This is a genomic window from Halorientalis salina (assembly GCF_005049285.1).
Lineage (GTDB): Archaea > Halobacteriota > Halobacteria > Halobacteriales > Haloarculaceae > Halorientalis > Halorientalis salina.
The window spans coordinates 1-21,897 of record NZ_SOSC01000018.1 but is presented as its reverse complement, the minus strand read 5'-3'; the positions used below and the strand labels follow the sequence as shown (position 1 = coordinate 21,897).

Sequence of the window (21,897 nt, the reverse complement as noted above, 5' to 3'; positions counted from 1 at the left end):
TCGCCACCTCCGCTGTTGGAGCGGCTGATCGACGATGCACAGAAGATCCACAAGCAACGACCGATCTTACAGGAGACGCTCGCTACCGCTACGCAACCGAGGTGTGAGGCTTAGCTAAAGACGAATGGGGCGACGAGTTACTCCTGTGCTGCCCGATGCTGTTGGATTGTGTCGTTGTTCGAGACCTCGGTCTGTAGCTCCTGTAACTCGCTCATGATCGATGAATCGAATCGAACTCGTCCGCTTGTAACTCTCGTTGTTTTTGCTGGTACGCTTCGAGAAGGGACTGTGCCTCCTCGTCGGCCTCGAGTTGTTCGCTCGCGTCTACGAACTGTCGATAGGTCGCTGAGTCGCGGAGTGTCTCGATGAACGCCTGAAGCGACCCCTCGACAGCTGGTTCGTCCGACACGGCTTCGCTCATGACGTTGTCACCTCAGGTTCCGTCTCCTTGGTGATGTGGTCTAACCCGGTGATCTCCTCACCGAACGCGCGTAGTGCGCCAAGTCCAACCGGCTCGTCCTGGCGTAGCGGAGCGAGCATCATCGGCACGTCGAACCGATCGCTAATCTCGTCGGGATACTCCACCTGCTGGGCGCGGCGGTTCTCGAAGAAGGAATTGTCGCCGTATTTTTCGGGAAGCAGGTAGTTTGCGACCACCAGCGAGGTCTCGATACCGACTTGATCTTCGAGATCAGCGGCAGCCCGGTATGCCTCCATCATCGGGGTATATTCGGGGTACATCACGAATGCGAAGGTGCTCCGTTCGGGGTGCTTCATCGTCTCGATGACCTCGTCGTACTGATCGCCTTTTGCGGGTGCAGCGCCTTTCGTCAGTGAACCGAGGTCCATAAATCCCTTCCAGTCGGAGGGAAGTTCGAGCAGTCGAAGTGTGTGCCCCGTGGGGGCGGTGTCGAAGACGACAACGTCGTAGCCATCCTTGTCGAAGTAGCTCACGAACTTCTCGAGGGCGGCCATCTCTTCAGCACACGGTGACTCCAGTTCCTCTTCGACGTTTGCTATCGCCGCGTCCACGTCGATTTGAGTGTCGTCCTTGTCCTCATACATCTCAGTGACGTGGTCGCGGACCTGCGTACGGCAATCCGCAAGCGCTTTCTCCTGATCGATCCGCGCCGCGTGGAGGTTCGCCTGGCCGACAGAGGTCGGTTCGTGGCCGACCCGTTCGCCGAAGATGGCCGTCTTCCCGCCAGAGCGCTGGGCGGCGACCCTCCGGTCGCACGCCCAGCTCATCCTCCATGAACTCAGCCAGCATCTCGGTTACTCGCCACTGCCGCTGTTAGAACGGATGGCTGAAGATGCTCAGAAAATCCATCAGAAACGACCGATCCTTCAAGAAAGACTCGCTACTGCCACACAACAGGAGGAGGCGTGTTAGCTAAAGACGAATGGTCTAATTTTGTTACCTCGCGAGAGGGCTGACCAACCGTAAGGAATTACTCTCCGCCGTATGAATGATAAGCAGAATTATGCCAAATAAAGTCGTGAAAGTTGCTTGCCCGTGGTGCGACCAGATATGTAATGTTAATGTTCCTCATGGAAAAAAGATAGACAAGATAGAGGCTGGCAAAGATTTTGGTGAGATGGATCGATATTGTAGCAGTGATAAATGCGGGAAGCCATTTAGCATATCATATATGTGATCATAATATTGAATTGGGGCACTCCCCACAGTGGCTAATTTTCTATGCACCTGACCAAGTGATTAATCACTTGATTAGTGACTGCAAACCCTGACATAATTGGATGGATCGTTTACGCCGTGAACTACCCCTGCCTACTCAGCAACGCTCCGCGTTGCTTCCTTGAGGCAGGGGCTTCCTGGTTCCACGACGCGACTTGCAGACACGGACTCTTGCTAACAGCTACTCTTCGCTCATGTGGCTAGATTGTTGGTGAATTAGAGCGCAGTTTTGAGGATGGTTTTGAGCGCTTCTCTCCCTGGTTTTCGGTACACGCGACGACGAAGCTGAAACGCTCGGAGATACGGCGTGAGTTTGTCCTTGGAGACTCCTCGATGGGGCGAAAGCCAGGATCGCGCCAGCGATCCGTGGCTCTCGTAGGTGTTGACGTGCACGTCTCCGTCACCGTGGACGACGTATTCGCGGTCGAATGCGTCGTCCTCGTCAAGCGGTTCGTACGCTCGAAAGCCGTCGGTGTAGACGGTCAATGACTCCTCTTTGCGGTCAGCAAGCAGGAGTCGAATCGTCGATTCGTCGGCGGCTTTCGCTGGGATTACGTAGCGGTCGCCGGTGCCGCGATCAGCCAGAATGAACACAGGTAGCTTGTCCTATTCGTACGTGCCACGTCCGCGCGTGGACAGTCCACGCGAGCGCGACCGACCGTCGCGCTCGCGGCCCTTGAGCCCGGCTTTCACGTACAGCTCGTCAATCTCGATCGGGCCTTCGAGTTGTGGCCGAGGCGCGTCCAGCGCTCGCAGGAAGCGCTGGACGCGCCGGTACACTGTCTTGTAAGAGACATCGATTTCCACGTCTAACTGTCGAAGACTGGTGTTGAAGCGGATGTAGGTGTAGACGGCGAGAAACCACTTCCTGAGTGCGACTGCTGAATGTTCGAAAACGGTGCCAGTCTGGTCGTTGAATGTGCGGTCACAATTCTCACAGCGGTATCGCTGAAATACTCGATAGCTGCCGTACCGAATCACGGATTCGGCACGGCAGCGTGGATAATAGACGCCGTCACGCCAGCGAACCTGTGCCAGCAGGTTCGCGGCCCGACGCTCCGAGACGAACGTCTTGATTGGCATCATTGTTCGTCGGGTGGCGCGGACCCACCACCCTTGCCTGCTGTGACTTCTAGCTACTGCTGCGACTGACCAACAATCCTCTACCTATGAGCGTACCGTTATTGTCTCGCCCGACGTACTGTTAGTTATGGCCAGATTGGGGTTCGTCATAGTGGGACTCGTTATGGCCCTAGTTCCATCACGAGTCCGGGAAGCCTTCGAGGAACTCGCCCTCAAAACGTCTGATGAGGTAAGCCCCCGTCCTTCCTTTACGCCAGCCATTAGAGCGGAAGGCGTGATGTTCGTGGTCGTGAGTGTACTGGGAGGAGCGGTGTATCGTGTGTCGATGTACGTTCTTGGACTGGCCGGTGCTATTGCACTCTTCGTTCCGCAGCAGGCACTCCGGTTCAGTATGAACATCGCGTACGAAAACCCAGAGACAGTCGAATGGAAGGACCGACTCGTTCCAGTAATCCGCGGGTTCGGCGTGCTGTATCTGCTCATCGCGTTGAACGAGGTCAAAAACCGCAGTCGGGAGACGTAACCGGAATTCCGGGCCAGTGACTTACAGATTCGACCCCGAGACCGAATCCGATTCCCGTTCGATTTGCTCGTACAGGTAGTACGAGTACACGGCAGTAACTCCGGCCGTCAGGAGCAGCGGGACGAGAAGGAAATAAATCGCTAGGTCGCCGAAGAAGAGCCCGACCAGTGTGAAGACGGCGGTGAGTTTGAACAGCCAACTACCGAGGGCATGGGTTCGATCCCAGACCTCGTCGCTGCTGAGCGTCCACGGTGTCCGGATACCGGCGAACCAGTTCGGCTCGGCGTGCGGGAGGAAGATGCCGACGTAGTAGAACAGACCAGCCGCGCCGACCAAGATGAGGGCCGTGAAGTCGAACTCGTAGCCGAGGTTGAATGCGACGACCCCGGCGTGGACGAGGACCAGATATCCGGTGAAGATGACGACGAACCAGTCGTAGTAGGCCCGGAACTCTGCGATGTTCTCACGGAGTGGACCGATCCGAGGAATCGCGGCGAACACAGCGAACAGCCCTGCGGTCATCGCAGGAAATAGCCAGAGTGCGAGTTGCTTCGACATGGTACCATCCGGTTCTCCGGCGGCGTTCCAGTGCGTGACAAGGTCGGCGGAGAGCGACGGAGCTGCGAACAGGCTCACGATGCCCGAGAGTACCACGAGTCCAACCGCCAACCCGAACCGGTGAATTGTCTTCATACACGACGATGTGGTCTGTTCCCTGATGAATCAGTAGGAAAGCACCGGTGAACTGGAGAGAATTCTGTGGAAATTGGTGTGCTATATCCCGCATAGAACGTACAGGTAACTCGGTCAGATGTCAAAACGACGATTTTGAAACGGTCGATTCGACGCCCTCACGCTTGAAAGGACGATTCGTTCGACAGTCGAACCGGAGCCTGCAGCGCCCATCGTTGTTCTAATCGCCAGACTGCGTCGGGGTAAAACACCGAAATTACGCACTCTCTATACTTTCGTTCATCAGTAACGGGCTGACCTAGCGTAGCCATCTGGCCGACATATACAGAGGTCGTTACGTGCGATGCTCCTCTCGGTGCTCCCAGTCGCCGAGTCCGAGCCCAGTCCGGGGATGAACGAGGCAGAGTTACAGCGCTGCCTCGACGAGTCCGTCTGGTTCCCGACGACACTGCGCACCCTGTTCCTGCACTCAAACAATCTTCTCGTTCCGTTCGGTGTAGCCTGGGTCGCCCTCGGAATCTTTGTCCATGAGCGGAGAGCACGATAGTTCTGGTTTCTCTCGTCCCATGCCGACCGACAGCTCTCGAAGAACACTCTCGCTTTCAGAACATGACGATCAAAATAGCTCAGTATCTCAGAGGTCGGCAGCCCGCAGGTGACGGTAGCCGATGGCCAGCGGGACGACGAGCCAAGCGCCCAGCAGGAGGAGGCTCATCCACCCCGTGAGATAGAACGGCGTTGGGCCGGCAGCCGGAAGGTTTCCGAGGAACCAGCCGATTGCGTGCTGGTAGGCTGCTGTCGGTGTGACTACCCCGAGGAACTCGATGCCGGGCGACATCGTCGTCAGGCCCTGCATCGAGAAGCCGTTGCGCACGAACGCCGCCCCCAGTGGGACCAGGTCGGCAAGGAATTCGAGGGCGACGAACGCCCCGAGGCCGACGGCCATGGCGCGTCCACTGGTCCCGGCCAGTGCCGAGATACCGACCATGATCCCGACGTAGGCGAGTGCCAGCAGGAGGGTGAGGCCGGTGAACGCGACGTAGTCGACCAGTGAGATCGACCCGTAGACCATGGACAGGACGCCGAGCGTCACGGCGAGGCCAACCAGAATTGCGACAGCGAGGACTGCGCTACGGCCAACGAGCTTGCCGACGACCACGTCTCGACGGCTGTGGGGCAGGCCGAGCAGGAGTTTGGCCGAGCCACTGTCGCGCTCCCCGGCAATCGACGTGACTGCGACGACGATGGACGCGATGGCGATGAACAACGTCGCCGGTGCACCGAGCATGAACAACAGCCCGGTCGTCGTGACACCGTCACCGCTGAGTTCCGGAACCGTGGCGTAGAGGTACGCCATGCCTGCGGACATGAGGACGAACAGCGCCGTCAGTGTCCAGAGTGCTTTCGAGAGTCGAGCGTCCTGGAAGTCCTTCCTGGCAACGACAGCCCAGGTCATGCGCCCACCACCTCTCTGTCACCGCTGTGGAGTACGGGCTCTCCATCAGCCATCTGGTCGGTGCTGGGGTCACTGGTGTACGCGGCGAACATCTCTTCCAGTGAAGTCTCGTCGGTCTCGAAGTCGATGATAGTCCCACCAGCCGTCTCGATGGCGTGCAGGACGGTGATCTTCGCGTCATCCAGACAGAGAACCGAGAGCGTGTCATCGCCGTCGGACTGAACACTGGAGACACCGTCCACAGCGGAGACTGCGTCCACGATGTCGTCGGTCACAGTCCCGACCCCGACAGTGAATCTGACATCAGTGCCAAGGGCATCACGGAGTGCGTCGATCGTATCGACAGCAACGAGTTTACCGTCTCGAAGGATACCCACGCGGTCACAGACAGCCTCGACCTGTTCGAGGATATGTGAGGAGAAAAACACCGTCGCACCACGGTCACGTTCCGCGCGGATGATGTCGCGCATCTCGCGTGCTCCGTTCGGATCCAGTCCCGTCGAGGGCTCGTCGAGGATCAGAATCTCTGGATCTCCCACGAGTGCCATTGCGAGGACGAGTCGCTGTTTCATCCCCTTGGAGAACCCGCCGGCTTTCCGGTCGGCGGCGTCGGCGATACCAACCCGTTCGAGAAGAGCAAGTGGGTCCTCGTCTGTCCCCTTCGAGTCGATGGCGAAGGCCACGTGCTGGCGCGCGGTCAGCCTGTCGTAGAGGTGGTAGCCGTCCGGAAGGATACCAACCCGTTCTCGCACCGCCAGCGAGTCACGCTGGGCATCGAGTCCGAGGACCGTCGCTGTCCCGTCGGTGGGGCGGACGAAGTCGAGCAGTATGTCGATAGTCGTCGACTTTCCGGCTCCGTTGGGCCCGAGGAATCCAAAGATCTCTCCCTTCTCGACCGAGAGGGACACGTCGTCGAGAGCGGTCACGTCACCGTACTGTTTGGTGACTCCCGCGAGTTCAATCGCATCCATGCTAGATATATGTGTTATTCAAATATAAAGATAGAATGTCTGATAGTAGCATAGCTCACAGTGTGAGCGAGACGGTAGTTGCCCAGTTGTTTGTGTCGAGTAAACGCTATGAAGGTCGCCGTGGACCCGTCTTATAGTGGTGCCTTCCATTCGTTCGCTGATCGACCATCATCGCATTGCCAGTTTTCTGTTTGTCACCTACGGGTTCACCTGGACGATTCAGGCGTATCTCGTTGTGACGGGCATGGAAGCCTCGTGGACGTTGTCGATTCTCGCCGGCTTCGGGGGCTTCGGGCCGCCTGTCGGGGCGGCGGTCGTCGTCTGGGCGTCGGGTGGGAGTCTCCGCTCGTGGTTCGGGCAGTTTCTCCAGTGGCGGATCGGTGTCAGGTGGTGGCTTCTCGCACTTGGGCTCCCGTTTGTCATTCTCGCTGCCGGGAGTGTACTCTTCGTCCTCGTTGGCGGTCCGGTTGACCTCAGTTCGCTTCCCTCACCGCTGATCTATCTGTTCGTGATGGTCTGGGGAACGATCTGGGGTGGTGGGCAGGAGGAACTGGGGTGGCGCGGGTTCATGCTCCCACTCCTCCAGGACCGCTACAGAGCACTCGTTGCGAGTCTGTTCGTCGGCGCTGCCTGGACGCTCTGGCATCTTCCCTTGCTGCTGAACGCCAATACGACCCACGGCGGGTGGCCGCTGTCCCAGCAACTTCTCTGGGGCAGTACCATCTTCGCGGGGTCGATTCTCTGGACGTGGATGTACAATAACACGGGAAGCGTGCTCGCAGTCGCTGTGTTCCACGCCGGCATCAACAGCATGGGACTGTACCACCCCGTCGACAAGGCAGCGCTCGTTCCCGATGGCGTGCCCGACCCATGGCTGAATCTGCTCGCCGAGGGGACTGCCGCAGTTGTGCTCGTCGGCCTTGCCATCGCGCTGGTGGTCGTCTATGGCGCCGACAGGCTCGCCAATCAAGAGGTTCCCGGCCCAGCAGTCCTCAAACTCGAGTGAGTAGGACAGTCACCAGCGGTCTGGAGCCTGCTCACAGGTCACCGACACCTGTGCGAGAAAGTATCAATGGCTCTATAAATATTCGAAGCGCGTATATAGGTCATGGTAACTGATAACGTAACTGGGGATGTCGAATCGGCAGGCCGCGTCCGCACGTTCGGTGGGTGATTGCAGGGGTCCGCGCTCGCTCGGATGATCTTCGGTGTCACACTGATTCTCGGTGGGACGCTCGGCTTGGTCGTCGTCCTCCAGCAGATAGTGGCGGCACTGTTCGGACCGACGCCCGATATGGGGGCCCAGCGAACAGTGAGTACTGTCGGCCCAGTTCTCCTCGCAGCTATGGTGTTCGGGACGTACATTCTGTACCACCGTGTGGTCAATGACTGCTGGCCGGTCGATCTCCGTGCTATCAACCTCGGTCGTGACCTCGGCGGCGGGACGCTCGCCGGTGCTGGTCTGTTTACAGTCGCGCTCGGTGCTGTCTGGCTGGCCGGCGGCTACAGCGTCATCGCGGTGAACCCGCTCTGGATTGTCCTCCCGGCTGTGACCGGTGTGGTCTTTTTCGTCGGGATCGAGGAGACGATCAACCGCGGTATCATCCTCCCGGAACTGGAATCACGTCTCGGCAGTTGGGTTGCGCTGGTCTTCTCCTCGGTCATCTTCACCGCGTACCATATCGTGCTGACGACGAACCCGACGGCTGTCGCGATCGGAGTTATCTTCGGAGCCAGCATCCTGATCGCTGGTGCGTATCTCCTCACCCGACAACTCTGGCTCCCGATTGCGCTCCACGCTGGATGGAACTTCACCCAGGGTGCCATCTTCGGCGTCGCAGTCTCTGGCAACGACGCGTCGAGCGTCGCGCTCCTGGTCGGTGAGTCCGCAGGGCCAGTCTGGCTGAGTGGTGGCCAGTACGGGCTGGAAGGCTCCGTGGTGACACTGGCAGTCGTGACGCTCGCTGGGGCTGCCGTCGTCTGGCAGTTCCACCGCCGGGGACTCGCAGTTCCCCGGTCCTGGCCACGACGGTAATCATTCGCTGAGACAGTTTCTGAAATCCCCACAAGCAGTGCTGTTGGAGCGTCGCCACCTGTTCACAACGACGCCCGGTAATCCGGCCACGACCCGGACAGAGACCCGTGCGATCAAATATCAATTCCAATATATCTACGCACGAGTCGTACTATTAGTATGTCTTCTCGATTCCACCTGCAGGCATTTGCGGTCGTCGCGGCCATCATGCTGGTCAGTTCCTTCGCGTTCGTCGGCTTCGCGGCGGCCGAACACAGGATAGATGTCGATCAGCAGGTCGCAACGTCGTCGACAAACGGTGCGACGATGTTAGTCCCGACGACGGTCTCGCTGTACGTAGTCGGGCCTGATCCCATCCGGGGACAGGTAGAACAGGCGCTGGTCAGCGCGTTCGAGCGTCGCGATATCGATGTAACCGTCGTGACCGACCTCGAACCCACCTACGACCGACCGGTACTGATGGTCGGCGTCAGGGACACCCAGCTCGCGTACAACCCGGTCACTCCGTCAGCGACCGTCTCGCTGGGGTACGAGTACGCAGCCGACGGGAACGTGACCCAGTTCGGAGAGGACGGTGACTCCGGTTTTGACGGCTCGCTCGTCGATGATCGCCTCCTGACCGGCCAGCCGATTTCGCACGTCCTCGACGACCAGAACACCCTGTTCCGGAGCGGCGAGATACGCCTCACCGACGAGAGTCGCGGTATCGTCTCCTGGCCCGGCTACCGTGCGCACGTCACCGACGCGCTCGGGGAGACCACCATCGCCTCGCTCTTCGCCGATGCGACGTTACCGTACGAAGCGTGACCATCCTCAATTCTACGCTGTCGTGTCGTCTGTTGGTACCGGTCGCCGACGTCTGCCATTCTCAGAAACGCAGAACTCCTATACATACTCATATTGACACGAGGCGTAGCATTTCCATGAAGTCGATACCAAAATTCGCTATTCGACGCTCACTCTGGTGTGGACAGATTGGCGTGCTACCTGATGTCTCATATACACTTATGCTGTGAGCGAGCGTTGTCTCTGCATGGGATTCCGTACATACGTTTGGAACATCACGGAAGACCGACCGCGTGCCCCGGTACGACTCGTCGTTGGCTTCTTCCTGATCGCCATCTTCGCCGTCATCGGCTCGGTTGTTGCTGATATCTTCGTGGCCATGCTCTATCCCTCGATTTCGGCCGGATACTACCTGATCGCCACGACAATCGGACTCGGATTGGGTGCCGTATGTGGGACTCTCCTGGCTGCCCAGTTCATCGACCACCGACCGGTGACCGATTATGGCTTCCGGGGTGCTGGCTGGTGGCGTGATCTGTTCGTGGGCATCGCCGTTGCGAGTGCCGTCCTGACCGCCGCTCTTGGAGTTGCACTCGCTGCTGGCTGGGTCGCCATCGTGGACACGATGGTCGCAGGAACTGAACGATTCGTGTTCGCCCTGGTCGCGTCAGTCGCCCTGTTTGCAGTGGTCGGATTCTACGAAGAACTCGTCTTTCGTGGCTTCGTCCTGAAGAACGTCGCCGAAGGACTGGCAGACCGCGGCGCAGCCGTGGCAGTCTTCGTGGCTGTCTTGGTCTCCAGTCTGCTGTTCGGCGTTGTCCACCTTGCGAACGCGAATGCGTCGCTGGTTTCAGCCGCCGTCATTGCGGTCATTGCAGTCACAGTCGCTGTGAGCTACGTCCTTACCGGCCGAATCGGGTTCGCCATCGGGTTCCACGCCGCCTGGAACATCGCCATCGGTGTGCTGTTCGGCCTCCCCGTGAGCGGGGTCACAGTGCCCGGACGAGTTCTCGCCATCGACGTATCGGGACCGGCCGTCTGGACTGGCGGTGTCTTCGGACTGGAGGCCGGGATGCTCGGTGTATTAGCTACCTCCACCGGCCTGGCGGCCGTCGTTGTCTACGCCCGAATCGTCCATGGAGGGCTTCGTATTCATCCAGATATCCTCGTTCCGACACTTCGAAACACGGACCTCAGTATCGGGGTTTCGAGTCGGGACACCGAGACGAACGTCGGTGCCCATCTCGACACAGTCTCCCGGTCGCGGAAGTAGGACCGTTTTGAACTATAACACCGATACAGACGGGGTACCGTCGTGCAGTGTAGCAAACGTCATATCAGACTGAATTGTTAGACCGATATGGATCAACGACTACCGGTTTTCCTGCTCGGACTGGTAGCGGGGGCGGTCATAGCTGGGGGTGTTTTCTACCTAACTGCGACCCCAGACACAGGTGTGAGTGTCCCGTCCATGTCCTCGAATACAGCGACTGGGTGTGCTGATAGCAACGATTCACAGCCGTGGGTCGGACAGACTGCAGCACTCGAGTATCGGCATATCGAGTTTCAGAACTATAGTTTCACGCACAACGAGACGAACATCGAGGTCCAGTCGACCCTCTCCGAACAGTCGGACGGACAGTGGCAACTCGCGTTCACGACCCAACCGGATTCGCCATCCAAGAACACGGATTCAGACTGTTCCTCTCGGACAACGTTGAGTGCCTCGGTTGCGCTGCCGTCAGATTTCGATAGATTGGCGATCCAACTCGATGGCGAGACACTCACCGTCGTACAGAACTCGCAAGACCGCCCGCAGTTCCGCTATCTGAACGCAACTGAATCCGCTGGATGAGCGGTTGCGGTCTCTATACTGGACAGGCGTAGCAGACTCGAAGTAGTCCACAAGAGGACCGAATTACCTTATCCAGTCACGCAGAATGGCACCGAAGCCGACGGCACCGACACAGAGTGAGACGATACTTCCGATCCCGGTAAGGGTCAGGCCACCGGCCATTCCGGACGCGAGCAGGAGTGGTGTCAGCCATCCGTTCTCGTCTCCGAGCAGGCGCTCGCTGATGGTCAAAAACGCGATTGCCGATCCGACTGCCCAGACGAGGATTGCAGCCATGACGAACGGAATCGCCACAACGATGCCGACGATCGAGAAGACGAGGACGGCAGTGACCAACCCGACGAGGAAGAGATAGACGAGTCCGTAGAGACACGAACCCAGTGGCTCGGCGCTGACCGTGTTCATTTTGTCTTTCGTGTAGTCGGGCGCGAGCGCAATCATGATCGCACCGACCACGAGTGTGGTCAGAAATGTCCCCAGGGCACTTCCGAACAGGCCGATAATCGGGTTCTCGGCTGCAGTGCGTACAACCTCGACCTGTCCTTGCAACACCGTTGCCGATACCACCGCAAATCCTGCAGTCATGACGGTTCAAATCACCTCCCCTGGCCGTCTCCGGTCGGGACCGGATCAACATGATCCCCGATCTGTTCGCTGACTTGATCGTGGTGGCTATCTCCGCTGGTGAGATGTGTGTCTTTGAAGCCAGTCGGATATTTCAACCCGTACCCGACTGCACGGTCGATACCGATGTGTGCCACCCAGACGAGTGCGACCCAGACGAACAGTGTCGTGTTCGTCACGAGGCCAACTCCACCGAGCGAAATCGGCACCACGTAGGTGTGGAATGCATTGTAGAGGCGACTCTCGAGGCGAGGCCCACCGAGATAGCCTAGCATGGCGAGGTCCGGTGCAAGTGCGAGAACGACGAACAGCCACACCGGTGCCCCGAGCGTGAAATACGCTGCAGTTGCAGCACCGAACAGCGCAATCCCCTCGAAACGAAGAATGGTTTTCGGGTCCATGAGAACCTGACGCTCGCAGCGGGTATAAAGTATTACGTGAAAGACATTATCACTGGAACTGGTACCCTGAGGCGGACCAGCGCATCAGTTCCGGACGAACGGAAAGGCCAGCCGTCCCGTCGCGGTACGTGAGCGTCGACTGATAGTTCCTGTGTCGCTCACCTCGGCGTCGATCTCGACGTAGAGTTCCTCTGCAGGGTGGAGTGACAGGGGTTTGACCGTGAAATCGAGGGTGATGTTCGCCTCCCCTGGTGCGGTCGAACGACCCGCTGGCGGCGTGCCGAGGTCGCTCCCATCGAGAACCGTCCAGCCATCGGGCGCTCTGTTGATCGTGAACAGTGGGGCGGACCCGCTGGCCGGCGAGCGAAGGTAGATGTTCGTGTCGAAGTCGCTTCCATCGGCAGCGGGTGCGCTGAGTCGGAGCGACAGGCGGTCCGTGCGGAGGCCCTTTCGATGGTGGACCACGAGTCTGAACGGAATCCACTCGGGTTCGGGTCCTGGCGTCGCTACCAGTGGCGCGTCCTGACCGAGCGTAAGGGTCACATCGGGGTCCTCAGCATCTCCAAACACGAGGTGCCGTTCCCGCCCGCCCATCTGGACGAGTTCTTGCGGGTGACCGAACGTCTGCCCGGACGCAGGCGATCCCAGAGCCAGACAGCCAGCGAGAGCGTAGCGGTACCTGCTGTACCGGCAAGGAACTGTCGCCGTCCGAACCCGCGTGAACCGGTGGCTGGAATTATCGTGTTGCTCATAGTGAATCCTCATACCTCCTGAAGAGGGGGGATATACACTATATGCGAGGTGTTTGAATATAAACATAGATTGACACGCTATCGCACTATAGCCTGCGTGAACAGTGACTATCATTTCTCGGACCGCGTCTGCGGGCTATGAATGGCCAATGTAGAGACATCCCACGAACTGCAGAATGTCACAGTCGCCTGTCCAGACTGGGCGACAACGGTGGTGAGATGCCCCGAACGACACTCACCGGAGGTGAAAATAGTCTAACCGGCATAGCAGTGATCGAATTTCTCGTGCCTTGACTCCGTTCTGGTGGTTCTGTTCTGGCACGCGCTACCCGAACACTTTTGCACATCATGCAACTAATCTCATATCATGCAAAACAGGCGGCGGTGCGACTCGATTTCCCCTTCCCCGAGGAACGGGTATTCCGTTACCAGGCGATGCAGGACATCCTGCATCATCTTGTGAACAATCCGTTCGAGGAGTTCACCCAGCAGGAGTTAGCGACGATCACGGGCGCAGATATCTCGTCAGTCTCGCGTGCCGTCGATCTTCTCGACAAGCTCGGTGTCCTCGAAATCGAGCCTGGGAAACCTGCCCGTATTAGTATCGAACAGAGTCACATCGAGCGGTCCGATCCGGTGTTTGCGATTCCACAGCAGCAATTTCGCCCGCCGATCCAGGCCTTTCTGGATACCATCACCAGCCGCATCAACGAATCTACTAAGGTGACCGAACTGGTTGGCGTCGTCTGCTTCGGCAGCGTCGCTCGCGGGACGGCTGACCGCAGCAGCGACATCGACCTGCTTGTGATCGTCGACGGCGACGCAACCTACGGTCGCCGGATCGGCTCGGAAGTTGCCCGCGACCTAAGTGACGAGACGTTCGATGGAGACCGGTACGAGTTCGAGGTCCTCGTCGAGACACCCGACTCTGCAGTATCGCACGGGCCGAAACTGCAGGAGATATTCGACGAGGGGATCGTGCTGGAACGAACAGACGCATTGCAGGAAGTCCGGAACGCGATCTACGAATCCGAACAGGAGGCAATGTGACCGATGCCAATAACGCTCGACGACATCGAACCATCGCTGTCCGAGGCAGAAGAGGCGTTCCGCCACGGTGGCCAAGAACACGAAGAGGGGCTGGACGTATCGGATGCCGGCCTCGTCTATCTCCGGAAGGGCTGCCGGGCGCTATCAGGTGCCGACCGACTGCTCGCCGCCGACTACTAACGCTCGTGATCGAGGCAGCGTTCACGTCGAGAGAGAAGACGCTGATGTTGTGGCTGATCCACGAGGGATATCAGGACCCATCGAACCCACCGGCGTCGCACACGACTGCGATCAATCGGAGTGCCGAAGTCGGATTGCTCACTGAAGAGATTGCATCTCGGCTCACCGAGCTCTGGACGAACAACCGAGCGCAGACGTACTACCAGACCGGGAAGGCGACACGTGAACGAGCAACGACCATGCTGGAGCTTGCAACTGACATTCACTCACAGATCATCAATCGAGCCGGTGTCACACACGAGTGTGTCTGCGAATAGAAAAGGAGGGTTAGTTACTGATCGTTGAGGAACTCCCGTCGCTGTTCCATCTTCTCGCGCTCTGACCGTCGGTCGTAGTGCTGTTCGATGACGGCCTGACTGGCGTTTGCCCGGTCACTCACGACCTTGTCGGGCACGTCGTGGTTCAGCCTGTGGGTGATGCTGCCCCGACGAACCGGATGCGGACTCACAGCTGACGGACAAGTCGATTCGTAGTGACGGGCCCGGGCCTCACAGTCTTCTGGATCACGGTCGTGGGGGCACTCTTGCCCGTCTCGACAGGGTTGGCTCCAGCGATACACGTAGGTCCGAAGAGCAGAGATACTGGCCGTCAGAATCGTAGTCCTCCAAATCAAGCGAGTGGAGCGCACCGACTCGCATCATCGTATGCCACAGCAGCGCGATGGTCACATGCTCGATAGAAGCCTACTGGTACGTCTCCAGATAGTCAAGAATCTCCGCCGCCCGTTCTTCTCCCAACAATACGTCCCGTGAGTTCTGCTCTGGCGTGATATCTGGCGAGAGGACTTTCGTACTCAGATCCTGTGGCACGCCGTAGACGGATTCCAGCCAGCGGATGAATACGCGAAGGGTGTCCATCTGTGTCTTTTCAGTGACGGGCGAAACATCACGCCCACTGAACCGGGCCAGACGGAACTCATGCAATCGCCGTCCGGTCAGGTCGTTCAGATTATCGATGTCCTGCTCGTCACACCAGCGAATGAAGTGACCCAGCCGAGACTCGTGAGAGCGGTAGGTCGCATCAGTGATTTCGCTCGCGCGGTCTGCGAGGTACAGTTCGAGTGCTGTTTCCGGGTCGATTGGTTCCAGATTCATGGATGCTCTGGCAAACCACGGGTCGAAACCACCCCGTCAGAGTCGACGCGAGAAAGCTGCTCGCGCTCGAAAGGACGATTCGTTCAGTGGCTAAACGGAAGCCTGCAGCGCCCATGGCTGTTCTAATCGCACGAAGGCGGCGTATTCTATCTTCTTTACAGAGTCTCACCCGTTCAGCGGCTGAACGAACCCACGATCTTGTTCTCGACGCTCAACAATGAGGACAACTGCTTAGTACATTCAATACATTGTGATACACATGCCTATCAGTGCGGATCACTTCGAGAACATCGATAACGAGGGCGATGAGCCGACACCAGGGACGAACGCTCACGAAATTCTCTCGTTTCTAGAACAGCACCCTGACCAGGCATTCACACAGAGCGAGATTGCTGACGAGACAGATGTCACCCGTGGCTCGGTCGGTCCAACCCTCGTCCGACTCCGGGAGTCCGGACGGGTTGACCACCGGGGCAAGTACTGGCGGATCAGCGATCACGCCCGGAGTCTCGATCATGCGGCTGATCACGCCGGTGCTGTCGCAGCCAGCTACGAGGAGGAGTCGTTCGACTACGACGAGTGGCAGGCCCACGCGGTTGATCCACGGGAAGACCGTGAGTAGTAGTGCCTTCCAGAAGGGCGATGTCTTCTGGGCACCAGACCCGTTCAGACAGGGCTCGAACCCAAGACTGTGGCTCGTCTTTGCCGCTGATTCGCTCCCGTATCCGGGGCAGGAATACATTTGTGCAGCACTGACGACGAGTGACTTGCCAGCCAATTATGCGGTCGGTTCTGAATGGATCACCGGCCGCAACCAGCAGAAAACCTCGTATTGCTCACCGTGGGTGGTGGCAACGATCAAGGATCGTGCAGTCCTCAACGCGCAGGGCGAAATCACTACTGGATTCACTGACAGAATGATAACTGAGTCTACGGAATATCTCGATCCGTGACTGCCGTCTGACCACCTCATTACCCCATTCTGTGATTATTTAGAGACCCGACTGTTCAGTGGTGCTAGCTATCGATGGATTAGTCGGCGTCTATTATGAGGTTGACATCAAATATTCTATCTTCTATTCTGTGGGCATATCACTAGATACCACCGCCACAAATAATCCTCCACACAAGTGCTCTCTGAAATATTACACAAGTATTATAAAATCGATATTATAAACCTGGAACAGGTTCGATGAGTGTCGAGAGTGACGTTGATAGTGAGTTCGATTACCCGGACAATTACACTGCTGAAGAGTCGTTTTACGGCGATGGCCTTTACCCACCGGATTGGGACAGGCGACGATCAGCCGTGCAACAACGTGACGACTGGACATGCCAGCGCTGTGGAAAAGCAAGTGGGCCACATGCAGGCGATGATGGGGTGACATTACAGTGCCATCACAAACAGCCGATTATGGATGGCGGTACCAATCACCTCTCTAATCTAGAAATGCTCTGTATAGATTGTTACAACAACGAACATGATCATGATATCACAGCAGAGCATCCAACGCAGTCGAAGCCACAGACATCTACCAAACAGGATTCAGGTCTAATCGGCGCTCTACTCACCCACCTCATTCTGGGACTTATTGCAGGGATGGCCTATGTGTTCATTCCGATTGCAATCAATGATAGTGGACTCACATCCACCGTGCCTCTGGTTTGACACTTGCCGTTCTAGGTGGATTTGCCTATCTCAGCTATCATGTTCCAACGATAGTTCTCACGGGCTATCTCTGGGTGATGGGAATTGTTGCCTGGGGAATAAAATACACTGACTCCTCAGTTGAGCAATTAGCATTCAGTGTTCCCAGTTCTCTATCGGTAGAAGCTGTCGGTATATTTTTATATGATGTTATTTTTGTTTTTGCGCCATTCATTGCTGCAATCGTCGGGCTAGCCTCTTTGGGTAGTTGGGATTCTGATTGATTTGTGCCCGCGTCAACTGATTTGATCTCTTCAGATATAGTGTCCAACAAACATCACAAATCGCAGTATTAAGCTCCCCGAATTCCGCAGCCTCACGCCTGAAAGGACGATTCGTTCATCGCTCGAACAAGAGCCTGCAGCGCTCATCACAATACGTAATGATGTGGATTTGATCCTCTCTGTTGTAGTTGGGGACAACACAGTGGCGGCGGTCTACTCGTGATTATCGCACTAATCTAACCAAAATCAAGGTTTCCTTGACGTCCTGTTCCCCTCCTCGGTGTAGAGACACACCTCATTTCGAGTGAAAACAGCCTGTAAAGACCCTAAACAGTCGAATATCTCGATCTACAGGTTGATCATCGTTCGTCGAAACGGCTGTTTGTCTCTCCCAGATGGCTGGAGGGAATTTCTCCTCCAGAGCGACTATGAGTACCGAAACACCTGACACAGACGCCACTGACGAGACTGACCCGACACCTGACCACACAAAAGATCACCCAGCAGCGCCAACCCTGACAGTCGTCGCAACCGGCCCTGCAACGTTTGCTCGCCAGATCGGTGAAGACGACGCCACCGTGATCGCGACTCACCAGGACGTCGAGGTCACGATCGAGCGGGACATCACCGCCGCCGAGGACTTCGAGCTGTTCCTCGATCCCACGTTCAAAGGCCGTGGACCAACCGTCTGCAAGACAGCAATCGTTGATCGACTGCTCGCTACCCACGCGATGGACGGCTACACGCGCGCTGGTGAGCAGGACTCCTGGACCGTGACCATCACCGGGACGGCCGACGACTGGAAGCAGATGGGTCTGGCACTAGAGCCAGAGGGCAAACTCCACCGGAAAGGCGATCGATACAGCACGGTCATCTGGAATCTGTATTCGCTCGCTGCCGACGGCGTCACCAACGATGGGGCTGTGCTGGCCGCGCTCGATCTGATCGACCAGCACGAGATCGACGCCTCTCGGTCGCGGTTCACCGACCTGCTTCTCAGCGAGGACGACGACACATGATTTCGCCAGTTGCACTGCTGAAGCTCAACGACGATGCGACGATCACGACACCAGCCGGCGACATCTCGCCAGACCGGCTTGCCGTGACCGAACTCGCAGAATACGATGTAGACACGATCCAGGCTCGGGTTGACACTGGAACGATCTACATTCCAAAAGCCGACATCGAGCAGTGTATTGACCTCCGAGACCTGGAGTTCCGACCGATAGATCTGGCTGATCTCGAGTGACACGCGGAACCGCCTCCCAGACCTGACCTCGCACCGGTTTTGGAACGAGCGCAGCTTTTCAGGCGGAGATTTTTCACTGATGACGGCGAACTCCTGATTAATGGACGACCGCGGGCCGAGATCCGATCCGACAGCGCCGCAAGGCACTGTCTACGACGATCCACAGCGAGACGGATCGAGTGAGCGTGGCCACTATCCCGACGATGTGACGTCCAGCGACCGCACCTGTCAGAGCTGTTCGCGAACGATCCCGCCCCATCAGCACCAGTGCGAATTCTGTGCCGACAACCGTATCCACCCAACTGATTCGACATCCCACCAGAACTCCAGAAACGAGTCCGAGGCTGCCTGGTCGTTCGGACGGGTCGTCCTCGCGATCGTCCCAGCATCGACGAGGTACATGGGACTCGCACTCGGCAGCGCTGCATTCTCTCTGCCGTCGACGGCCGAACTCGTTCCCGGAGCCAGCCTCCAGGACGCATCGGTCAAACCCATCGCAGAGTTCGAGGCCGAGCCAGCGCGGACGCTCACCGAGGGCTGGGGTGACCTCGTCGATATCGCGACGGTCGACAGTGCTGTCGGGCAGCGACTAGTCCAGACGGCGATCGACCAGACCCAATGGGATGATCCCCAACTGGAAGCACATCTCTACACAGAAGACGGCAGTGCAGTGACGAGCCAGGACGACGTCGAGCAACTCCAGACCGAGATCGCTTCTAGAGGAGAGCAGTTCTGGATCGTCCCGGGCGTAATCAAGCGATATGCCGCGCCTGAACCCGTCGCAGTCCCGGACGCACCGACACACCACCTCCACTGCAGTGACTGTCACGAGGAGACAGTCCATCGCTACACGGGGAAAACGACACAGCGAGAACGCGATGGCTGGCCAGTCTGGATCTGTACCGACTGTCACAACCCGCAGTTCGGCCATGATCCACTCGATCCTCAGTCATCTTCTGTATTTGCAGATCTTGATTCTCTGCAGGAGACACAAACACAGCATCACCAGGCAGTGCTGGCTACGTACAAGGACGAGTTCGGTCACTATCCGTGGCAAAATCGAAACGTCTCTTGATGCCGCTGCAGGGGCGGCCGATGGGTACGTCTCAGCGATCAATCTCGCTGACGTCCACTATGTCGTTCGTGCAATCGATGGCGAAGAACGTGCGCATGCTGTCGTCGATATCCTCGAAGAGAGTGGTCTCCGGCGCGTCGACACTGACAAGACATGGCCCATGCTGTTGATTTCAAGTTTCGCTACTCCCTGGCGCTTGGAGATGCATTTGCACTTGCGACTGCAGTCCAGGTTGATGGGACACTGCTCGTCGGTGCCGAGGATGATTATGACGATGTGACGGATGTTCAGATTGTCCGGGTCCGAACGGACTCAGCGTGATTTTGCAGTCACAGCGGAAGATCTCCCAGATACGTCTCTGCTGTCAGTATTGTCACTGACATATCTGTTTGTCTCCCCCGAGGCGGGTGAGGCACTCGATCATGAGTACCGACGATACACCGCTTGAAGAACTGTCTGACAAGCAATCACCGCTCCAAAGTGAAGACATCGCAGAGCAACACCGAGACGCACAGGAGTCAGGCGAGGTGTTCGACGGCGGACTGGCAGGACAGCTCTAACGATTGTTGTGACTATGGTCTCGATGTAGAATCAAGGCCGAAGTTCCTATTTACCAGATCTGCGAACTGAGCACTGAACAGTGGTCTCGAATCGGGTTGTACCCAAGCCACTGTGGCGAATAGCCGGTCTAGAGACGGCCTAACGAACTGAGTGGTCACTGTGTTGTCTCACTGCCCATCAGCACGTTCGCCCAGTGGGCGAGCCTCGTCGAAACAAACCCCTTGTCTCACCGTTTCTTCGTGTCGATCGAACTCAATCACTCCGGCAGCCTCTAACTCGGGTAAGTGGATGTGATGGAGTTCATAGACGAGTGTGACGTACTCCTCGCAGGAGAGCCCCTCATCGTCCCGAAGGATCGGTGTTGCATCTATCGTCTCCGCTGCTGCTACGGCAGCTACCACACGTTGTTGTTGCTGTTGCAGCACAGCCTGGAAGTCCTCACGACTCGAAGCCACTTGCTCACTCACCGCCAGTCGTGGCTTTGATGTCGAAATTCTCGCACTCACACTCCGGGCACGAGTCTTGATATGGAACGACCGCAGTATCAGGCGTTTGTTTCCGGCCTATTCGAGGGGTTCCGCAGTCAATACACACAATTTGATAGGAAAGCATCGGTGTCGATTCTGTATCTTCGATGGGGGTCGCCTCGATGACCTTCTCACCAGTTACTGTAATCTCAAGTCCTTCGTAAGAGAACGAAATGCTGTCACAGTTTCCGAGGCTGGCAGCTGAGTCCCCCGTTAGTTTGTTAAGTGCGTCTACCTCGATGACAGACTGAAGTGGTTTCAAATTCCATGGGTCTTTATCAAGAGCGGTCGCAACAATTGCAACGATCGCTAAACTCGTCGAATCACGGGTGCTGTCGAAGGTGACTTGGAAAGAGTCACGCTCCAGATTGTATTCAATCGGGCTCAGAGACTCTGTGATCTCCGGGTTTGCGGCCTTCGTTTGAGGCGCTTCCATCTATCGAAACAGAGGCGTTCTGTGGGGTTGAGGGTAGCTTTTGATAGTGCAATATCTTTTTAAGTGAAGTGCTATGCTGACTCTTCAGGCGTGATGAGAGTACTTGCGACGAGGCGTCGTAGACCGCGCTGTAACCGTGATGAGACTGCTTGACGGGAAATGCCGAGTTCGGCTGCGAGATCGGCTTGTGTGGCGTCTCGTGGCGAGTCAAAGTATCCGCTCGAATACGCCAGTACTAACGCTTTCCGTTGCCCGTCGGTGAGGTCGTACTCTCGGTCGGACTTGAGGGCGGAAATCGCGTGTAGTTCAGACAGCTCAATCGGGATCTCATTTTCTTGGCAGTACATCTGGAAGTCGGAAAGGTCCTGTTGCTCGCTGGCCCGGACTTCAAAGGTCCACTGCTGTTCCTTGCCGATGCCGGAAACGAGCGTGATATCCGTATTGACGATTGCAGTGAGAATGCTCTCGTGAGTGAGATTCCAGTCGATACGGATGTACATCTGTTTCTCTAATTGGTCGATTACTTTGACCTGATCAATCCCGATATCCGCGCTCAAATCCGTCGTGAGTTTCTCTGTGTCATCAGCGGAAATCCAAAAGTAGGGGACAACAGCCTCGCCCGTCGGCACAATTCGGTCTAACTCGATCGTGACATCCGTTAACTGCTCAAACACAGCGTGCAACGGGAAATCTGTGTGCTCGACAGTGAATGAGGCTTCGATGGCCATACTCAGTACCTCACAAAGCATCGCCAGTTAGCCTGACCTGAGCCACCTGTTCTGTTGTCATCTGTCGTCGGTAGCGGTCGAGCAACGCTGATCGAAGGCGGAGCTGTCGCTGTCGGCGGCTGACCGC

General features: G+C 57.3%; 28 protein-coding genes and 3 pseudogenes. 18 read left to right on the top strand and 13 right to left on the bottom strand.

Annotation, left to right across the window (positions count from 1 at the left end; genetic code table 11):
* Positions 1-211: 211 nt before the first annotated feature.
* Together E2481_RS18145 and E2481_RS18140 are read right to left on the bottom strand one after the other, a co-directional pair.
* On the bottom strand, positions 212-421 hold the full coding sequence (locus tag E2481_RS18145) for a YlbF family regulator (protein WP_250137887.1): 210 nt from the start codon (positions 419-421) through the stop codon (positions 212-214).
* Positions 418-1,191, bottom strand: a pseudogene (locus E2481_RS18140) (ArsA-related P-loop ATPase); the annotation flags it as partial. The gene E2481_RS18145 and the pseudogene E2481_RS18140, both read right to left, overlap by 4 nt.
* A 4-nt stretch (positions 1,192-1,195) precedes the next feature.
* Here E2481_RS18140 and E2481_RS18135 point away from each other — a divergent pair.
* Positions 1,196-1,393: pseudogene (locus E2481_RS18135) on the top strand (IS4 family transposase); the annotation flags it as partial.
* A gap of 522 nt (positions 1,394-1,915) precedes the next feature.
* On the opposite strand, the pseudogene E2481_RS18130 reads toward E2481_RS18135, so the two are convergent.
* Positions 1,916-2,785, bottom strand: a pseudogene (locus E2481_RS18130) (IS1595 family transposase).
* A gap of 124 nt (positions 2,786-2,909) precedes the next feature.
* Between E2481_RS18130 and E2481_RS18125 the strand changes: the two are divergent.
* Positions 2,910-3,305 (top strand): hypothetical protein, encoded by a 396-nt coding sequence (locus E2481_RS18125; protein ID WP_136718568.1) that lies wholly within the window; start codon positions 2,910-2,912, stop codon positions 3,303-3,305.
* Between the two features lie 21 nt (positions 3,306-3,326).
* On the opposite strand, the gene E2481_RS18120 is transcribed toward E2481_RS18125, so the two are convergent.
* Positions 3,327-3,998: an SdpI family protein gene (locus E2481_RS18120; protein ID WP_136718567.1), complete on the bottom strand. Its 672-nt coding sequence runs from the start codon at positions 3,996-3,998 to the stop codon at positions 3,327-3,329.
* A gap of 343 nt (positions 3,999-4,341) precedes the next feature.
* Between E2481_RS18120 and E2481_RS19260 the strand changes: the two genes are divergently transcribed.
* Complete coding sequence (locus tag E2481_RS19260; protein WP_372493025.1) at positions 4,342-4,545, top strand: DUF6920 family protein; 204 nt, start codon at positions 4,342-4,344, stop codon at positions 4,543-4,545.
* Between the two features lie 87 nt (positions 4,546-4,632).
* Here the strand turns inward: E2481_RS19260 and E2481_RS18115 are convergent, their stop codons facing one another.
* Positions 4,633-5,454 carry an ABC transporter permease subunit gene (locus E2481_RS18115; RefSeq protein ID WP_136718566.1) on the bottom strand — a complete coding sequence of 274 codons (822 nt, stop codon included), beginning with the start codon at positions 5,452-5,454 and terminating at the stop codon, positions 4,633-4,635.
* Positions 5,451-6,425 carry an ABC transporter ATP-binding protein gene (locus E2481_RS18110; protein WP_136718565.1) on the bottom strand — a complete coding sequence of 325 codons (975 nt, stop codon included), beginning with the start codon at positions 6,423-6,425 and terminating at the stop codon, positions 5,451-5,453. Before E2481_RS18110 ends, E2481_RS18115 begins: the two co-directional genes overlap by 4 nt.
* A 139-nt stretch (positions 6,426-6,564) precedes the next feature.
* On the opposite strand from E2481_RS18110, the gene E2481_RS18105 reads away from it, so the two are divergent.
* From E2481_RS18105 to E2481_RS18090, 4 genes are all read left to right on the top strand, one after another.
* Positions 6,565-7,431 carry a CPBP family intramembrane glutamic endopeptidase gene (locus tag E2481_RS18105; protein WP_136718564.1) on the top strand — a complete coding sequence of 289 codons (867 nt, stop codon included), beginning with the start codon at positions 6,565-6,567 and terminating at the stop codon, positions 7,429-7,431.
* Positions 7,432-7,599: 168 nt separating this feature from the next.
* Positions 7,600-8,460 (top strand): CPBP family intramembrane glutamic endopeptidase, encoded by an 861-nt coding sequence (locus E2481_RS18100; protein ID WP_136718563.1) that lies wholly within the window; start codon positions 7,600-7,602, stop codon positions 8,458-8,460.
* Between the two features lie 159 nt (positions 8,461-8,619).
* Positions 8,620-9,267: a hypothetical protein gene (locus tag E2481_RS18095; RefSeq protein ID WP_136718562.1), complete on the top strand. Its 648-nt coding sequence runs from the start codon at positions 8,620-8,622 to the stop codon at positions 9,265-9,267.
* A 226-nt stretch (positions 9,268-9,493) separates the two neighbouring features.
* On the top strand, positions 9,494-10,519 hold the full coding sequence (locus E2481_RS18090) for a CPBP family intramembrane glutamic endopeptidase (RefSeq protein ID WP_136718561.1): 1,026 nt from the start codon (positions 9,494-9,496) through the stop codon (positions 10,517-10,519).
* Between the two features lie 645 nt (positions 10,520-11,164).
* On the opposite strand, the gene E2481_RS18085 is transcribed toward E2481_RS18090, so the two are convergent.
* The 3 genes from E2481_RS18085 to E2481_RS18075 form a co-directional block, all read right to left on the bottom strand.
* Positions 11,165-11,686, bottom strand: a complete 522-nt coding sequence (locus E2481_RS18085; protein WP_136718560.1) for a hypothetical protein — start codon at positions 11,684-11,686, stop codon at positions 11,165-11,167.
* Between the two features lie 11 nt (positions 11,687-11,697).
* Positions 11,698-12,126 carry a DUF4260 domain-containing protein gene (locus E2481_RS18080; protein ID WP_136718559.1) on the bottom strand — a complete coding sequence of 143 codons (429 nt, stop codon included), beginning with the start codon at positions 12,124-12,126 and terminating at the stop codon, positions 11,698-11,700.
* A gap of 84 nt (positions 12,127-12,210) precedes the next feature.
* Positions 12,211-12,669, bottom strand: a complete 459-nt coding sequence (locus tag E2481_RS18075; RefSeq protein ID WP_136718558.1) for a hypothetical protein — start codon at positions 12,667-12,669, stop codon at positions 12,211-12,213.
* 557 nt (positions 12,670-13,226) lie between these two features.
* On the opposite strand from E2481_RS18075, the gene E2481_RS18070 reads away from it, so the two are divergent.
* Genes E2481_RS18070 through E2481_RS19095 form a run of 3 tightly spaced genes read left to right on the top strand, consistent with a single transcriptional unit; the run spans position 13,227 to position 14,425 of the window.
* Positions 13,227-13,928, top strand: a complete 702-nt coding sequence (locus tag E2481_RS18070; RefSeq protein WP_136718557.1) for a nucleotidyltransferase domain-containing protein — start codon at positions 13,227-13,229, stop codon at positions 13,926-13,928.
* A 3-nt stretch (positions 13,929-13,931) separates the two neighbouring features.
* The gene (locus E2481_RS19100) at positions 13,932-14,108 is read left to right on the top strand and encodes a hypothetical protein (protein WP_250137885.1); all 177 of its coding nucleotides are present in this window, start codon (positions 13,932-13,934) and stop codon (positions 14,106-14,108) included.
* Between the two features lie 5 nt (positions 14,109-14,113).
* Positions 14,114-14,425: a hypothetical protein gene (locus E2481_RS19095; protein WP_250137884.1), complete on the top strand. Its 312-nt coding sequence runs from the start codon at positions 14,114-14,116 to the stop codon at positions 14,423-14,425.
* Positions 14,426-14,851: 426 nt separating this feature from the next.
* Here the strand turns inward: E2481_RS19095 and E2481_RS19090 are convergent, their stop codons facing one another.
* Positions 14,852-15,262 (bottom strand): hypothetical protein, encoded by a 411-nt coding sequence (locus E2481_RS19090; protein WP_250137883.1) that lies wholly within the window; start codon positions 15,260-15,262, stop codon positions 14,852-14,854.
* Positions 15,263-15,521: 259 nt separating this feature from the next.
* Between E2481_RS19090 and E2481_RS18055 the strand changes: the two genes are divergently transcribed.
* The 8 genes from E2481_RS18055 (at position 15,522) to E2481_RS18805 (ending at position 20,078) form a co-directional block, all read left to right on the top strand.
* On the top strand, positions 15,522-15,884 hold the full coding sequence (locus E2481_RS18055; protein WP_136718556.1) for a winged helix-turn-helix domain-containing protein: 363 nt from the start codon (positions 15,522-15,524) through the stop codon (positions 15,882-15,884).
* Entirely contained in the window at positions 15,877-16,215 is a 339-nt protein-coding gene (locus tag E2481_RS18050) for a hypothetical protein (protein ID WP_136718555.1), read from the top strand. The genes E2481_RS18055 and E2481_RS18050 overlap by 8 nt, the downstream gene beginning before the upstream one ends.
* Before the next feature lie 239 nt (positions 16,216-16,454).
* Positions 16,455-16,931, top strand: coding sequence for an HNH endonuclease (locus E2481_RS18045; RefSeq protein ID WP_136718554.1), 477 nt, complete (start codon positions 16,455-16,457; stop codon positions 16,929-16,931).
* Positions 16,928-17,194, top strand: a complete 267-nt coding sequence (locus E2481_RS18040; protein ID WP_136718553.1) for a hypothetical protein — start codon at positions 16,928-16,930, stop codon at positions 17,192-17,194. The genes E2481_RS18045 and E2481_RS18040 overlap by 4 nt, the downstream gene beginning before the upstream one ends.
* A gap of 578 nt (positions 17,195-17,772) precedes the next feature.
* On the top strand, positions 17,773-18,213 hold the full coding sequence (locus E2481_RS18035) for a hypothetical protein (protein WP_136718552.1): 441 nt from the start codon (positions 17,773-17,775) through the stop codon (positions 18,211-18,213).
* Complete coding sequence (locus E2481_RS18030; protein WP_136718551.1) at positions 18,210-18,443, top strand: hypothetical protein; 234 nt, start codon at positions 18,210-18,212, stop codon at positions 18,441-18,443. Before E2481_RS18035 ends, E2481_RS18030 begins: the two co-directional genes overlap by 4 nt.
* Positions 18,444-18,843: 400 nt before the next feature.
* Positions 18,844-19,518, top strand: a complete 675-nt coding sequence (locus tag E2481_RS18025) for a hypothetical protein (protein ID WP_136718550.1) — start codon at positions 18,844-18,846, stop codon at positions 19,516-19,518.
* A 422-nt stretch (positions 19,519-19,940) separates the two neighbouring features.
* Positions 19,941-20,078, top strand: a complete 138-nt coding sequence (locus tag E2481_RS18805; protein WP_169302494.1) for a hypothetical protein — start codon at positions 19,941-19,943, stop codon at positions 20,076-20,078.
* Between the two features lie 168 nt (positions 20,079-20,246).
* Here the strand turns inward: E2481_RS18805 and E2481_RS19085 are convergent, their stop codons facing one another.
* From E2481_RS19085 to E2481_RS18005, 3 genes are all read right to left on the bottom strand, one after another.
* Positions 20,247-20,546 carry a DUF7344 domain-containing protein gene (locus E2481_RS19085; RefSeq protein ID WP_250137882.1) on the bottom strand — a complete coding sequence of 100 codons (300 nt, stop codon included), beginning with the start codon at positions 20,544-20,546 and terminating at the stop codon, positions 20,247-20,249.
* Positions 20,539-21,042: a HalOD1 output domain-containing protein gene (locus tag E2481_RS18010; RefSeq protein WP_169302493.1), complete on the bottom strand. Its 504-nt coding sequence runs from the start codon at positions 21,040-21,042 to the stop codon at positions 20,539-20,541. Before E2481_RS18010 ends, E2481_RS19085 begins: the two co-directional genes overlap by 8 nt.
* A gap of 71 nt (positions 21,043-21,113) precedes the next feature.
* On the bottom strand, positions 21,114-21,770 hold the full coding sequence (locus E2481_RS18005) for a helix-turn-helix domain-containing protein (RefSeq protein WP_136718549.1): 657 nt from the start codon (positions 21,768-21,770) through the stop codon (positions 21,114-21,116).
* Positions 21,771-21,897 lie beyond the last annotated feature (127 nt).